At 64.6% G+C, this 13,631-nt stretch carries 12 protein-coding genes; 5 read left to right on the top strand and 7 right to left on the bottom strand.

The window, feature by feature from the left end:
• Positions 1–95: 95 nt before the first annotated feature.
• The 3 genes from PSK12I2_RS0119575 to PSK12I2_RS0119565 all read right to left on the bottom strand — a co-directional run bounded on the left by PSK12I2_RS0119575 (position 96) and on the right by PSK12I2_RS0119565 (position 4,173).
• Positions 96–1,754, bottom strand: coding sequence for a methyl-accepting chemotaxis protein (locus PSK12I2_RS0119575; RefSeq protein ID WP_027599721.1), 1,659 nt, complete (start codon positions 1,752–1,754; stop codon positions 96–98).
• 786 nt (positions 1,755–2,540) lie between these two features.
• Entirely contained in the window at positions 2,541–3,287 is a 747-nt protein-coding gene (locus tag PSK12I2_RS0119570) for a BPL-N domain-containing protein (protein ID WP_037007865.1), read from the bottom strand.
• Positions 3,288–3,420: 133 nt separating this feature from the next.
• Complete coding sequence (locus tag PSK12I2_RS0119565; RefSeq protein ID WP_027599719.1) at positions 3,421–4,173, bottom strand: DeoR/GlpR family DNA-binding transcription regulator; 753 nt, start codon at positions 4,171–4,173, stop codon at positions 3,421–3,423.
• 104 nt (positions 4,174–4,277) lie between these two features.
• Here PSK12I2_RS0119565 and PSK12I2_RS0119560 point away from each other — a divergent pair, with 104 nt between their 5' ends.
• Complete coding sequence (locus PSK12I2_RS0119560) at positions 4,278–4,874, top strand: NUDIX domain-containing protein (RefSeq protein ID WP_027599718.1); 597 nt, start codon at positions 4,278–4,280, stop codon at positions 4,872–4,874.
• Positions 4,875–4,954: 80 nt separating this feature from the next.
• On the opposite strand, the gene PSK12I2_RS0119555 is transcribed toward PSK12I2_RS0119560, so the two are convergent.
• Complete coding sequence (locus PSK12I2_RS0119555) at positions 4,955–5,515, bottom strand: DUF1993 family protein (RefSeq protein WP_027599717.1); 561 nt, start codon at positions 5,513–5,515, stop codon at positions 4,955–4,957.
• Between the two features lie 40 nt (positions 5,516–5,555).
• Positions 5,556–6,188 carry a pyridoxamine 5'-phosphate oxidase family protein gene (locus PSK12I2_RS0119550; RefSeq protein WP_027599716.1) on the bottom strand — a complete coding sequence of 211 codons (633 nt, stop codon included), beginning with the start codon at positions 6,186–6,188 and terminating at the stop codon, positions 5,556–5,558.
• A 305-nt stretch (positions 6,189–6,493) separates the two neighbouring features.
• Between PSK12I2_RS0119550 and PSK12I2_RS0119545 the strand changes: the two genes are divergently transcribed.
• Positions 6,494–7,198: a glutathione S-transferase family protein gene (locus tag PSK12I2_RS0119545; RefSeq protein ID WP_027599715.1), complete on the top strand. Its 705-nt coding sequence runs from the start codon at positions 6,494–6,496 to the stop codon at positions 7,196–7,198.
• A 58-nt stretch (positions 7,199–7,256) separates the two neighbouring features.
• Here the strand turns inward: PSK12I2_RS0119545 and PSK12I2_RS0119540 are convergent, their stop codons facing one another.
• The gene (locus tag PSK12I2_RS0119540) at positions 7,257–9,272 is read right to left on the bottom strand and encodes a U32 family peptidase (protein ID WP_027599714.1); all 2,016 of its coding nucleotides are present in this window, start codon (positions 9,270–9,272) and stop codon (positions 7,257–7,259) included.
• Between the two features lie 358 nt (positions 9,273–9,630).
• Here PSK12I2_RS0119540 and PSK12I2_RS0119535 point away from each other — a divergent pair, with 358 nt between their 5' ends.
• Complete coding sequence (locus PSK12I2_RS0119535; RefSeq protein ID WP_144959075.1) at positions 9,631–11,004, top strand: MFS transporter; 1,374 nt, start codon at positions 9,631–9,633, stop codon at positions 11,002–11,004.
• An 81-nt stretch (positions 11,005–11,085) separates the two neighbouring features.
• On the opposite strand, the gene PSK12I2_RS0119530 is transcribed toward PSK12I2_RS0119535, so the two are convergent.
• Positions 11,086–11,985 carry a LysR family transcriptional regulator gene (locus PSK12I2_RS0119530; protein WP_027599712.1) on the bottom strand — a complete coding sequence of 300 codons (900 nt, stop codon included), beginning with the start codon at positions 11,983–11,985 and terminating at the stop codon, positions 11,086–11,088.
• Between the two features lie 97 nt (positions 11,986–12,082).
• Between PSK12I2_RS0119530 and PSK12I2_RS0119525 the strand changes: the two genes are divergently transcribed.
• Positions 12,083–12,703 carry an RraA family protein gene (locus tag PSK12I2_RS0119525; protein WP_027599711.1) on the top strand — a complete coding sequence of 207 codons (621 nt, stop codon included), beginning with the start codon at positions 12,083–12,085 and terminating at the stop codon, positions 12,701–12,703.
• A 15-nt stretch (positions 12,704–12,718) separates the two neighbouring features.
• Positions 12,719–13,588, top strand: a complete 870-nt coding sequence (locus PSK12I2_RS0119520; RefSeq protein ID WP_027599710.1) for an NAD(P)-dependent oxidoreductase — start codon at positions 12,719–12,721, stop codon at positions 13,586–13,588.
• Positions 13,589–13,631 lie beyond the last annotated feature (43 nt).

Below are 13,631 nucleotides of genomic sequence, written 5' to 3'. Positions count from 1 at the left end.
GATCCTGACCAGCGTCCATCCGGTGTCTTGCAGGCAGAGGTGCTCACTCTGGGGTGAGCACCTCTGCCGAAGGGGACCATGTTGCCGGACCGGTCTCAGGCCGGCTCTTCGAAACGGGCATAGCCGACGGGGATGCCGCCTTGGCTGGCGTGCCGCGAGTTGTCGACGAGAGCGGCCGCCCGCTTGGCCAGCCCCGGTCCCGAGCGCTTGGTAGCGGGGCGCGACAGATCTTGGCCGGTCAGGGTGCTGTTCAGGGTGAAGAACTCCATCAGTTGCTGGAGCAATTCGGCCTGGCTGCTCATCTCTTCGGCGGTGGCGGCCAGTTCCTCGGAGGCCGAGGCGTTCTGCTGGGTGACCTGGCTCAGCTGCAGCATGGCGCTGTTGATCTGCTCGACGCCGGAGGTCTGTTCTTCCGAAGCGGCAGTGATCTCCTGCACCAGGTCGGAGGTCTTGCTGATGGAGGGCACCATCTCGTCCAGCAGCGAGCCGGCGCGCTCGGCCAGGGCCACGCTGCCCTGGGCGACGTTGCTGATCTCCTGGGCGGCGACCTGGCTGCGCTCCGCCAGCTTGCGCACCTCGGACGCCACCACGGCGAAGCCCTTGCCATGCTCGCCGGCACGGGCCGCCTCGATGGCGGCGTTGAGGGCCAGCAGGTTGGTCTGGTAGGCGATGTCGTCGATGATGCTGATCTTGGCCGCGATGGTCTTCATCGCCACCAGGGTGTCCCTGACGGCCTGGCCGCCTTCGTTGGCCTCGCGATTGGCCTTGCCGGCCATGCCATCGGTGACCTTGGCGTTCTCGGTGTTCTGGGCGATGGAGGCCGACATCTGCTCGACGCTGGCACTGGTCTCCTCGACGGAGGCGGCCTGCTCGGTGCTGGCCTGGCTGATGCTCTGGGCGGTGGCGGAGATCTCTTCCGAAGCACTGGCCAGCCCATCGGAGGCACTGCGGACATCGCTGATGATCTGCGACAGGCGTTGGTTCATACCGTCCATGGCGCGCAGCAGGGCGGCGGTCTCGTCACGGCCCTCGGCGTCGATGCGCTGGGTGAGGTCGCCAGCGGCCAGGCGATCGGCGATCTCGACGGCGGCGCGCAGGGGTCGGGTGATGCTGCGGCTCATAAGGAAGCCCAGCAGGATGCCAAAGGCCACGCCCCCCGCGATGATGCCGATCAGCATGACCCGACTGCGGGCATAGATCTGGTCGGTGAGGTCGTTGGCGTCGCTGGCGTTCTGCTCCTTGCGCTTGGACAGCTCAGTCATCAGCACGCCCACCTGGTCGCCATAACGGCGGACACTGACCAGCTGGTTGTCCAGCTCGGGATCGGTGTCCCGCAGCGTTCTCTTGCCCGCGATCGCCATGGCCTGGTCCAGTTGAGAGGTGTAGCTGCCGAGCAACTCGTCGATCTGCCGGAAATTGGCGGCCGACGCCTCGCTGCTGAACAGGGGGCGGGCCTTGGCGAGATTGTCCCGCACGTTGGCCAGGCCCAGCTTGACCTCCGCCTGGGCCCGATTGCGATCCTCTTCGGAAGTTGCCAGCAGGTAGTTGCTGCGCGCGCGGCCGATAAAGACCAGGTTCAGATTGGCCTCCTTGATATAGGACAGCCCGAGCAACTCGTTCTGATAGAGCTGAGTTGCCAGATCGTTGATCTGGCTGCTGTTGCTCAGACCTGCCAACCCCACGACCAGGCTGATGGACGCCACGGCGATAAAGGACACGATGAGGCGGGTGCCAATCCGGAAATTCTTGAACATCTGAAAGCTCCTGCTTAGGAAGGCTAGTGTTCGCGACTAGCCAGGACTGACGACGGAATAGTGACGTCAATAGGCAGGCTTTCGGATCGGGTTCAACTAAATTTATAGTGGCCTAACGCCACTTCGATAAATAAAAACAGTTGTTGTAGTTAGCGTTAATATTCTTCCGATAATTGTTTTCACGCTAATGGTGGCGTGTGGCGAAGTTCCAGGGCGTTGTGTTCGGGCAATGCGCCGACAGTCGCTCGCGACCCCGTAGGGCTAAGCGAAGCGGACGGTAGGCGGCGCGTTGAAAGGCAGTTTCGACAGTCCAAATCGCGCATTTGGTGGATCGCGCCTCAGCGGCGTTCTGCGTAGCCACGAGTCTTGGATCCTGCAACGGTACGGATGAAGCGCGGAAGGTGGGCGGGATCATGGTTCAACTGTGCGTGGGTTCAGCGAGTAAAGTTGTGAGTAGGTGCAGCGAGTTAAATCCTGGGGCAGTTCTCTCAATCAGATTGGTCTATCTGCCAAAGTTTTAGTTGGAAGTTTTATTTTGATGGATATGGCTACAACGTTTCCATTGTTTTTTTTATATCTAGGCGCTGGCCGGAAAAGTTGGTGTTTGAGCCTTCGGCAGTTAGTGGGAGGCACAGCAAGAGTGGTAAGGTCATGTTCGCCCGCGTCCATCCCCTGGGCGCTACATAGTCCAACTGATCTCGCCACTCTGACCGTCAATTGCGCCGGCCTGCGCAAAAGGGGCAGGATGGTCTGCCCGCCAACACGTCTCACCGCCAGAGCACGGCCTCAGCGCAGGGTTTCGTCCACCAGGCTCTTGAAAAGCGACGTCCGAGGCCGGCTCGCCGGTGGGATGTCGGCCTGTTCGAACCAGCTCGCATCGGCCTCCGGATGCGGTCCGCTCAGGGCCACCACGCCACGGCCGAAGGGATAGCGGGCCGCGGCTATGTCCCCGTTGGCATAGGTCGCCAGCACCCGAACGCCAGGCGCATGACTGGGCGGTAGATAGGGACCGTCCTGGTAGAAGACGTTATCGTCGCGACCGGCCCAGCGTACGGCGACCGCGGCGTCGTCGATGGTGGTCACGGGAAAGCCGGGGCGTCCCACCTCCGAGTCCAGATCGTCGGGTATGAGCCTGAGGTTTCCGGCATCGGCTAGGTAGGCGCCCATGCACAGCCCCAGATAGCGTCCGCCCTGGGCAACGTAGTCACGCAGCGCGGCGCTGCGCGCATTGCCAAGGCTGGCCAGGGCGGCGGGAATGTCCTGGCCGCCGCCCGGCTGTACATAGAGGCTGTAGCGGCGCAGGTTGGCGGGCGTGATATCGATGCGTTCCGCCGGGCCGACGAAGTCAACGCGATAGCGCGGGTCCAGCCGTTCGATGGCCGTCCGGACCGTTTCGGAGCAGTCGTCGCACCCCGCAGGGCCGCGGTAGACGGCCACGGCCACGGTGGGCTGGGCAGCCTGGGCCAGTGGCAAGGGACCGGCCAGACAGAGGAGCGCCAGCGCGGCGCGTCTTACTCCAGTTGAAAGCGTCATCCGCGGGACTCTTTTGCAGGGGGCTCTGGGATTGGCAAGCGGCATCAGGCTTTGGCCTCGTCCATTCAAGGGCCGAAACACGCCGTTACGGGTCAGCTTAACAGGCGAAGGGCGTGCCAGGACGGTAGGAGCGTCAGGCGTGGATCACGGAAAGCGCCGAACGCAGCGCCCCGAGCGTCTCGTCGTCAGGCGCCGCGTCCGTTACCAGGGTGCTGACATCGGCCAGCGGGATGATGCCGTAGGGAGAGGCCGCGCCGAGTTTTTCCCGCGTCGCCAGCACAAAGGTCTCCGCCGCCTGGCGGCTGATGATGCGCTTGATCGCGGCTTCCTCGGCATTGCCGGTGGTGGCGCCCGTCTCGGGATGCAGCCCGGTCACGCCCATGAAGTAGCTGTCGACCCGCACCCGGGCGATGGCCTCCGCACAGGCCGCGCCCAGGGTCACGATGGAATGCTTGAACAGGCGGCCACCCATGAGCTCGACCTCGATCAGCGGATGCTCGACCAGCTCCACCGCGATGTTCGGGCTATGGGTTACCACGGTGATCTCAAGCTCCTTGGGCAGGTGGCGGACGAGCTGGACATTGGTCGTGCCGCCATCGATAAAGACGATCTGTCCCGGTTGGATCAGGCGGATGCCCGCCTGGCCGAGCGCCACCTTGCTGGCCGTGGACGTCTCTTCACGCCTGGCGTAGTCCGCGACGGCAGCCGACGCCGGCAAGGCGCCGCCATGCACGCGTTGCAGCACACCTTCCGCCGCCAGTTCCCGCAGATCGCGGCGAATGGTGTCTTCCGATACCCCCAGCTGCTGGCTGAAGGCCTTGGCCACCAGTCGGCCTTCCTGGCGCAGCACCTGCTGGATAAGCGCCTTGCGTTCACGGGTCAGCATCGGAGACTCCTGCACGAAAATTCTTGACGTTGCACGAAACTGCACGAATTCTAACGCGCAGCCCCAGAGCGGTAAACACCGTTCGCCAACCCAGAGGATCGCCCATGAGCATCGCCCCGCGTATTCGTGTCGAAGAGGTCGAGGTGTTGTCTGACGACTGGTTCGTCCTGAAGAAGACCACCTTCGCCTTCCTGCGCAGTGACGGCACCTGGCAGCGGCAATCGCGAGAGACCTACGATCGCGGCAATGGCGCGACCATCCTGCTCTATGATCCCCGGCGGCGCACCGTGGTGCTGACGCGCCAGCTGCGTTATCCGGCCTTCGTGAACGGGCACGACGACCTGCTGATCGAAGCGCCCGCCGGCCTGCTGGACGCGGCCGAGCCCGAGGTGCGCATCCGTGCCGAGGTCGAGGAGGAGACGGGCTTTCAGGTGCGGGAGGTGCGGCAGGTGTTCGATGCCTTCATGAGCCCCGGCTCGGTGACCGAGCGGCTGCATTTCTTCGTCGGCGAGTACGCGCCGGGCGATCGCAAGTCGGCCGGGGGTGGCAATGTCGCGGAGGGTGAGGACATCGCCGTGCTCGAGGTCGACCTGGACGAGGCGCTGGCGATGATCGATGCCGGGACCATTCGTGACGGCAAGACCATCATGCTGCTGCAGTACGCGGCCCTGAAGCTCAGGCCACACCTGGCGGTCAGCTGATCGCCAAGGCTGACGACCAGGGCTCTGGCAGCCCCTCTCGAATCCGGGAGACGTGGCTCCGGGCGCTGACCGCCTGGCAACTAGGAGGACGCGCCGGGCCTCAGGAAGGGCAGTACATGGGCGACGTAGTCGGCCTTGCCCAGCTCGACGCCCTGGGCGCGGAGGATGGCGTAGGCGGTCATCACGTGAAAGTAGAACTGCGGCAGCGCCCAGTCGCGGACGTACTGTTCGGCGGTGAAGTCGAACACCAGTCCCTGGGGCAGTTCGTGAGCGACCGGCGCGCCCTCCTTGATGGGCGACCCTTCGCCGGCGATGGCCTGTACCTGGTCCAGGGTTTCGCGGATGCGGGTCTGTGCCTGGGCGAGGGTGCCCGGTTGTTCGGTGGCGTTGCGGCCTTCGTTGAGCAGGTCCGTCAGTTCGGGCGGAAAGACCTGGTCGTGCAGGCGCAACATCCCTTCCTGGGCCTGGACGCAGGCGAAGCGGATCTGGGTGGCGAGCGGGAACATGTCGGGCGCCAGGCGGGCGACCAGCAGGGCCTCGGCGGCACCGTCCGGCCGTTGGGTCTCGGCCTTGCCGAGCCAGGCCGACAGGGCGCCGAGCAGATTCGTATAGGTGGGAACGAGGATATCGGTGAAGGTCATTGCGAGTCCTTTATGGGGCTGGAGTCAGGGCCGGGCAGCCCTAGTAGAGCGTGCTGGCGATACGCTGCGGCAAGGCCTGGTCGTAGGCGTCGCCGTCCACCTGCGTCGGGCAGAGCTGCTTGAGGATGGTGCCGGGAGAGGGCAGCGCGCTGCGCGCCAGGTGCCTGGAGGGATCCCACAGGCCGGCCCGGATCACCGCGCGGCTGCACTGAAAGTAGACGCTGGTGACCGTGACTTCCAGTACGGTCCGCGGGCGCTGACCCTTGACCTCGAAGCGGGCCAGCAAGGCCGGATCGACCGCTATCCGGGCGGTGCCGTTGATGCGCAGGGTTTCGCCGATACCGGGGATCAGGAACAGCAGCGCCACCCGGGGATCCTGGAGGACATTGCGCAGCGTATCCAGGCGATTGTTGCCCCGGCGGTCCGGCAGGTAGAGCGTCCTGGCATCCTCGACATGCACGAAGCCCGGCGCATCGCCGCGCGGCGAGGCATCCAGTCCCTGAGGCCCCGAGGAGGCCAGGACCATGAAGGACGCGGCTTCGATGAAGGGCTGGTAAACGGGGTGGATGTGATCGATCTCCTTGAGGATCGAGGGTGCTGCGACCTCGCCGTAGAGGCTTTCCAGCGCCTCCAGCGAGCTGGGGTAGTCCTGCGCGGGGTTGTCCTGCTCCATGTGCGACTCCTGGTTCGAGGTGCTTTGCGCGCCTTCTCGCGCGCTGGTTTTCCGGCGCCTGGCGTTCGCGGCAGCCAAAGGGTTGGCTGAACTGTAGCCGATAGGCGAGGTGGGGGCTCGGTCTGTGAGCAGGTTCCCCCGAGCGTCGCCGGGCTAGCGACCTTCGCCATGGCGGACCAAAGAAAGCGCAAGCGGTCGGGTGCTTATAGCCGTTTGCCGCTGTCCCAGAAGACCTGATCGGTGGCTGTGCGCGACCCGACCGTCACCCGTGAATCCCCATTGGTTAACCAAGAGAAGACATCCTGATGAGCCTTCCGCTACGCCTGTACGAACTGACCGGTGCCGACGACAGCTGCCGCTTCAGCCCCTATTGCTGGCGCATACGCCTGGCGCTGGCGCACAAGGGGCTGCCGGTCGAGACCATTGCCTGGCGCTTTCACGAGAAGGAGGCCATCGCCGCTTCGGGGCAGGGCAAGGTGCCGGTGCTGGTGGATGGCGAGCAGTGGGTGAGCGACAGCTGGGCCATCGCCGAGTACCTGGATCGCCAATACCCCGAGCGGCCCTCGCTGCTGGGCGATGCTTCGCTCAATGCCACGACGCGCTTCATCAACCAATGGGTCGCGGACAGCGTCCATCCGGCGCTGGCGCGGGTGATCCTGCCCGACGTCCATGCGGTGCTGGATGAAGCCGATAAGGACTATTTCAAGCGGACCCGCGAAGCGGCGTTTGGCGTCTCGCTGGAGGCCCTGGCTGGACAGCGCGAGGCCTCGTTGCAAGCCTTCCGCGAAGTCCTGAAGCCCCTGCGCAGCACCCTGGCACTGCAGGATTACCTGGCGGGTGAAGCCCCGGCCTATGCCGATCACATCGTCTTTGGCGCCTTTCAGTGGGCGCGGATCGTCAGCAAACAACCCCTGCTGGCCCAGGACGACCCCATTACGGCTTGGTGTGGGCGGATGCTCGACGCCTACAACGGACTGGCGCGGCAGACACCCGCGGCAGCCGAGCGCTAGCGAATCGAGCCGGCGGATCGCTGCTGGCTAGCCAGCAGCGACGTCAGCCCCTCAGGGCTCAGTGACTGTACCCAGTCGGCTTGTGGCGGATGGTCTTGAGCAGGTCTTCCGGGCTGATGCTGGCGAGCGCCTTGGCCGCGGCCTGGCTGCCGGGCAGCGGCAGGTCGAGGATGTGGCCCTTCATCTTGCCCACCACATGCATCTCGCAGGGCTTGCAGTCGAATTTCAGGGTCAGCACCTCGTCGCCGTGGACCAGTTGCATCGGCGCGACCTTGGTGCGCACGCCGGTGACGCCCTTGGCCTGCTTGGGACAGAGGTTGAAGGAGAAGCGCAGGCAGTGCTTGGTGATCATCACCGGCACCTCGCCAGGCTCTTCATGGGCCTCGTAGGCCGCGTCGATCAGTTGTACGCCATGGCGATGATAGAAGTCGCGGGCCTTCTGGTTGTAGACGTTGTAGAGAAACGACAGGTGCGACTCGGGATACACCGGCGGGGGACAGCTCTCGGCCTTGCGGCTGCCGCGCGGGTGGGCGGCGACGCGGGCAGCGGTCAGCTGCTCGATGGCCTCGCGGCGCAGCGCCTTGAGTTGCGAATTGGGCACGAAGAAGGCCTGGGGTGCATCCAGGGTCACATCCAGGGCGTGGTATTCGGTGGTGCCCAGCTGGGTTAGCAGATCGCGCAGGCCATCCAGCGCCTGCTCCGGCTTGTTGGCGGCACCGAAGGGACCGTCCAGGGCAACCGAAACACTGACGCCTTCCTCACTGGTGACGGTCAGCTGTAGCCGCTGCTCGCGCAGCTCGGCCTGCCAGTGCACGCCGATGCGGCGCTCGGCGCTGGTCTTGAGCAGGGCCTGCTGCCAGTTGTGGTCCAGGTTGCGCGACAGCGGATGATTCGGGCGCAGGCGGAACAGCCCCTCGGGCATCTCGTTGGGTTCGACGCGATAGCGATAGCGCTTCTGGCCGTCCTCCTCGAATTCGCCCTTGAGCTCGGCGACGTTGGCGCGAAAGCCCACCACCTCGCGCTTGACCAGCACATTCAGGCCGTCGCCGTTGGAGAGCGGCTCCTCGGTCACGGCAATGAAGTCGCGCTTGCCGACCTTTTCCACCTGACCCACTGGCAGACCGGTAAAGGTCGGCGAGTCGAAGGCGCCGATGTCCACCTTGCGGTCGGTGACGAAATAGTCGGTGCTGCCGCGGTGGAAGGTCTTGTCCGGATCGGGCACGAAGAAGTGCGCCGTGCGACCGCTGGAGGCGCGCGCCAGGTCGGTGCGGTCTTCCAGGATCTCGTCGAGCAGCTGGCGGTAGTAGGCGGTGATGTTCTTCACGTAGCCCATGTCCTTGTAGCGGCCCTCGATCTTGAAGGAGCGCACGCCGGCCTCGACCAGGGCGCGCAGGTTGGCGCTCTGGTTGTTGTCCTTCATCGACAGCAGGTGCTTCTCGAAGGCCACCACCCGACCCTGGTCATCCTTCAGGGTGTAGGGCAGGCGGCAGGCCTGGGAGCAGTCGCCGCGGTTGGCGCTGCGACCGGTCTGGGCGTGGGAGATGTTGCACTGGCCGGAGAAGGCCACGCACAGGGCGCCATGGATGAAGAATTCGATGGCCGCGTCGGTCTCGGCGGCGATGGCCGAAATCTCCTGCAGATTCAGCTCGCGCGCCAGCACCAGCTGGGAGAAGCCGGCCTGGTCGAGAAACTTGGCCCGCGCCAGGGTGCGGATGTCGGTCTGGGTGCTGGCATGCAACTCGATCGGCGGGATGTCCAGTTCCAGCACGCCCAGGTCCTGCACGATCAGCGCATCCACGCCCGCGTCGTACAGCTGGTGGATCAGCGTGCGCGCCGGCTCCAGCTCGTCGTCGTGCAGGATGGTGTTGATCGTGGTGAACACCCGCGCATGGTAGCGGCGGGCGAATTTCACCAGCTCGGCGATCTCGCTGACCTCGTTGCAGGCATTGTGCCGCGCACCAAAGCTCGGCCCGCCGATGTAGACGGCATCGGCCCCATGCAGGATGGCCTCCCGAGCGATACCGACATCGCGGGCAGGGCTGAGCAATTCCAGATGGTGCTTGGGCAGGGACATGGCGTTTCTTCTCGATCAGGCGTGGCACGGCAAGGCGCGCATTGTAGCGGGCGAGGGGGAGGAGGGCACGCCTGGGGTGCTGGGTGGTTGGGCCAGCCCATCAACCGGGGCAGGATTCACAGCCCCGCCGGCTGACCGACAGTTATCCGTGTTTCCGCCCCTTATTCCTGCCCATAGAGTGCAGCGATCGCGACCCGCAAGCTGGCTGCCAAGGGCTCAAGCATCGCTATCCCGCCAACTGTGGACGCTGCTCATTCCTAAGGGGAATGAATGCCTGTGCCTCTTTATCGCTTTTTTCCATTAATGGGCCGTCGTAAAACCTCCGTCACCTTTAATAAACATAAAAATCGGAGGACTCATGACCGAATCCCTGGCTTCAAAGCCGGCACCGGCAGTGGCGGAACGGGCAGCGTTACAGACGCGGTCGAGGACCCGCTATCGCTGGGTGGTACTGGCGGTCATCGTGGTCGTGTACATGCTCGCCGCAGCCGATCGGGCCAATATCGGGATCGCCTTGCCCTATATCCAGAAGGAGTTCGGCGCGACCAATGCCGAGGTGGGTCTGCTGGTCAGTGCCTTCTTCCTGTTCTACTCGCTCGGTCAGATACCGGCGGGCTTTCTGCTGAGTAAGGTCAGCGTGCGCGTGGTCGCCCCCGCGGCGATTGGCCTGACTTCGCTCGTGACGCTGCTGATCGGCACCTCCCACAGCATCGGTATGCTCAAGATCTATCGCTCGGCGCTGGGCGTCGCAGAAGCTGCCTTGCCCCTGTCGATGTTGAGCACCATCAACCGCTGGTTTCCGCCGCGGGAAAAGGGCACGGCTACCGGCGCCTTCCTGTCCGCCGCCAAGATGGGCGCGGTGATAGCACCGCCATTGGGGGCAGCGCTGATTCTGCTCGATGGCTGGCGCACCATGTTCATCGCCTTCGCCCTGCCAGGCGTGCTGCTCGCCTTGCTGTGGTGGTGGCTCGTCCCCAATGATCCGAGAGCCTGCAAGCAGGTCAGTGACGCCGAAGCCGAACACATCGAAGACCAGACGACCGCGCACAGCGAGTCGGTCCGTAAGCACCGGGATTTCGGCAGGCTCGACCGCGCGCTGCGCTATGAGCGCACCCCCCTCCTGGATACGTCCCGCTCCGTGTTCAGGTCCTGGAACATCTGGGGCTGTGGATTGGGCTACCTGCTGATGACCGGAGTGGTGAACGTGCTCCTGGCCTGGCTCCCCAAGTACCTGGGCGAGGTAAAGCACTTCGAACTGATGCAGGTCGGCTTCGTGGCGTCCTTGCCCTTTGTTGGCGGGGTGCTCGGCAATATCGTCGGCGGCTGGCTGTCGGATCGAATCCTGGACCGCCGTCGGAAACCGACCATGATGATCAGCGCCGTAGCGACCTGCGTGATGATGGTCGCTCTGGTTTACGCACCCAACGGGCTGCTCGCGGTCAGCCTGTTGCTGTTCGGTACCGGCTTTCTGCTCAATATCGGCTACTCGTCGTTCTCGGTCTATTCGATGGGACTGACGACCAGAACGACCTATCCGGTGGCTGCATCCGTGGTCAACAGCGCGGGCCAGGCGGGGGGCGCCATGGCGCCGCTGATCACCGGCTTCCTGCTGGATAGCTACAGCTGGACGGCGGTGTTCATCTTCCTCGGCGTCTGCTCCTTGGCTGCGCTGGCCTTCGTGCTGACCATTTCCGAACCGGCTACCGCGCCGGTCGAGGCCTCTGCTGACTAGGGGGCGGAACCTTGGTCCAGGATCACGGCCGTCTGCTGCGCTGTCGCTCTGGTAGCCGCAGGACGGTCTGGCGATAGCGGGCTAACGCTGCAACTGTTTCGTGAAGTCGCAGAGTTGCGTCGCCAGCGTGGCGATCTCGGCGACGAAGGTCGAGGGCCGATCATTGCGGTACATCGCCATGTAGGGAACCGGTGGCAGCTCGGGATCGGTCTCGACGATGACGAGTTTGCCTTCGTCCACCAGCGGGCGGAAACATTCGCGTGGCAGGTAGGTGACGCCCAGGCCCGCCGAAGCCAGACCGAGCATGGCGGTGAGGCTGTCGGAGGAGAGGATCTTGGGCAGCTCTATTCCGCGTGCATGCAGCCAGCGATTTACGAACAGGCCCGATCCTGACTTCTTGCCCTGCATCAGCATGGGATACTTGGCCAGCTCGGCCAGGCCCACCACGCCTGAACTCCGGACCAGTCCCGGCGCGGCCATCCAGGCATTCTCCACGGTCGCGAGGGGTACGCTGGTGACCTCGGGCGCCGTGAAGGTGTCCGGTATCACGATGAGGTCGACCAGATCGTCCATCAGCCGCTCGTGCAGATTGCGACTCATGTCGACTTCCGGCTCCACCGTAAGCCCGGGGAAGTCGGCGACCAGACGCGTGACCAGGCGCGGTAGCCAGGTCCAGGCGGTAAGTTCGGTAACGCCCAGTCGCAGACGGCGGGTGGTGACGTGCTTGCCGTCCTTGAGCGAGGTGATGCGCTCGTTCAGATCGAGCATCTCGCGCGCAATGACCAGCAGCTCCTCGCCCTCGGCGGTGAAGCGGGCACCCCGCTGCGAGCGATCGAACAGCTGCAGGCCGGTGGAGGACTCCAGCTCCTGCACCCGTTTCGAGATGGCTGACTGGGTGGTGTTGAGATGCTCGGCGGCCCTTTCGAAGGTACCCAGACGTTCGATCCAGTGCAGCGCCAGCAACTGGCGTAGTGTGACCACGGGCATTCCTCCAGGGCATGAATGGCCATACCTTAATATCGCTTTTTCTATTTGGCCACGGGCCTATCCTCGACGTTATCCAACAAGAGGAGCCCTTATGAACGTCAACGCTTCCAGTCCGACCTCGCTGGTCGAAGCCTTTGCCCGCACCTCCACCTCGATCATCAGCGACTGTCTCGACCGGCTTCCAGGCGCTCCGCTGCGGCCCTTCCACCGGATCGAAGGCACCATGGCCGGCCTTGCGCTCACCGTCAAAGTACCCGCCGGCGACAACCGGGCGATCCACCAGGCGCTGGAGCTCCTCGTCCCTGGCCAGGTGCTGGTGGTCGATGGCGGTGGCGACCTGAGTCGCGCCCTGATGGGCGACATCATGGCGGCTATCGCGGAAAAGCGCGGTGCCGCGGGCGTCGTCGTCGATGGGGCGATTCGCGACCTGGCGACGATCAGCAAGGGCAGCTTCCCCATCTTCGCTCGCGGGGGCTATCACCGTGGCCCCTACAAGAACGGTCCGGGGGAGATCAACGTGCCGGTGAGCATTGGCGACATGATCGTTTCACCAGGAGACCTCGTCGTGGGTGACCATGACGGCATCGTCGCCTTTCCCCTGGCCCAGGCGGCGGAGCTGCTCGACCGTTGCCTGGCGACCGAGCGCAAGGAAGCGGAAATGCTCGCGCAGATTGCCGCGGGAACCTACCGGGGCGCCTACGCGGCCCACTGATTACGGAACAAGCAAATGAAACTAGCGATTATCGGCGCAGGCGAAGTGGGCCTTACCTACGCGCACCCCTGGGCGGCAGCAGGCCACGAGATCCTCTTGTGTGACCTCAAGCCTTCACCCAGGGCCCAGGCCTTCGCGAAAGAGCATGACGTGGCTCTCGTCACCTCGATGGAGGATGGGGTAGCCGATTGCGATGTCGTCGTCTCCTGCGTATTCGGCACTGTCTCGCTGCCAGTCGCCGAGCAGGCCCTGGCCCTTATGCGGACGGGTGCGCTGTTCATCGACATGACCACCGCGGATCCGGAGCAGATCAGACGAGCCGCGGCCATCGCGGCCGAGCGCTCCATTCCCTATGTGGACGTGGCCATCCTGGGGGCCATCGCCTTGACGCACGCGAAAACCAATCTGCTGGCCGCCGGTATCGGCCTGGAGCGTGCGGTCGTCCTCTTTGCCGAAGCCGGGGCACCGCTCAAGCCCGTCGAGGGCGGCGCCGCGGGCGATGCAGCCGCCCTGAAGATCCTGCGCAGCGTGTTCACCAAGGGACTGGAAGCCTTGACCATCGAGTGCTTCATGGCGGCCGAGAAGCAGGGTGTCACGGAAAAGCTTCATGACGCCCTGAGCGATATCGACCAGGCCTCATTAAGAGACTTTCTCGGCGCCCTCATTAGGACGCATGTCGTGCATGCCCCGCGCCGTCTCAAGGAAGTGGAAGAGGCCGAACGCCAACTGCGGGCCGCCGAGCTACCGGTGGCGGTGCTGCCTGGGGTGAGGGAGGTATTCGCTCGGACATCCGCGCAGCTGGCACACGCGCCTATCGACACGGCATCGCCGAGTCTTGGCCAGGCCTTCGATTGGCTGTTCAAGGCCAATGGCGTGGTGAGGTAGCGGGGCACTCGATATGACGCCGAGCGAATGTCACCGCTCGGCG

The sequence above is a fragment of the Pseudomonas sp. MOIL14HWK12:I2 genome (assembly GCF_000510745.1).
Classification (GTDB): domain Bacteria; phylum Pseudomonadota; class Gammaproteobacteria; order Pseudomonadales; family Pseudomonadaceae; genus Chryseomonas; species Chryseomonas oryzihabitans.
This window is presented reverse-complemented; position numbering and strand designations above follow the sequence as displayed.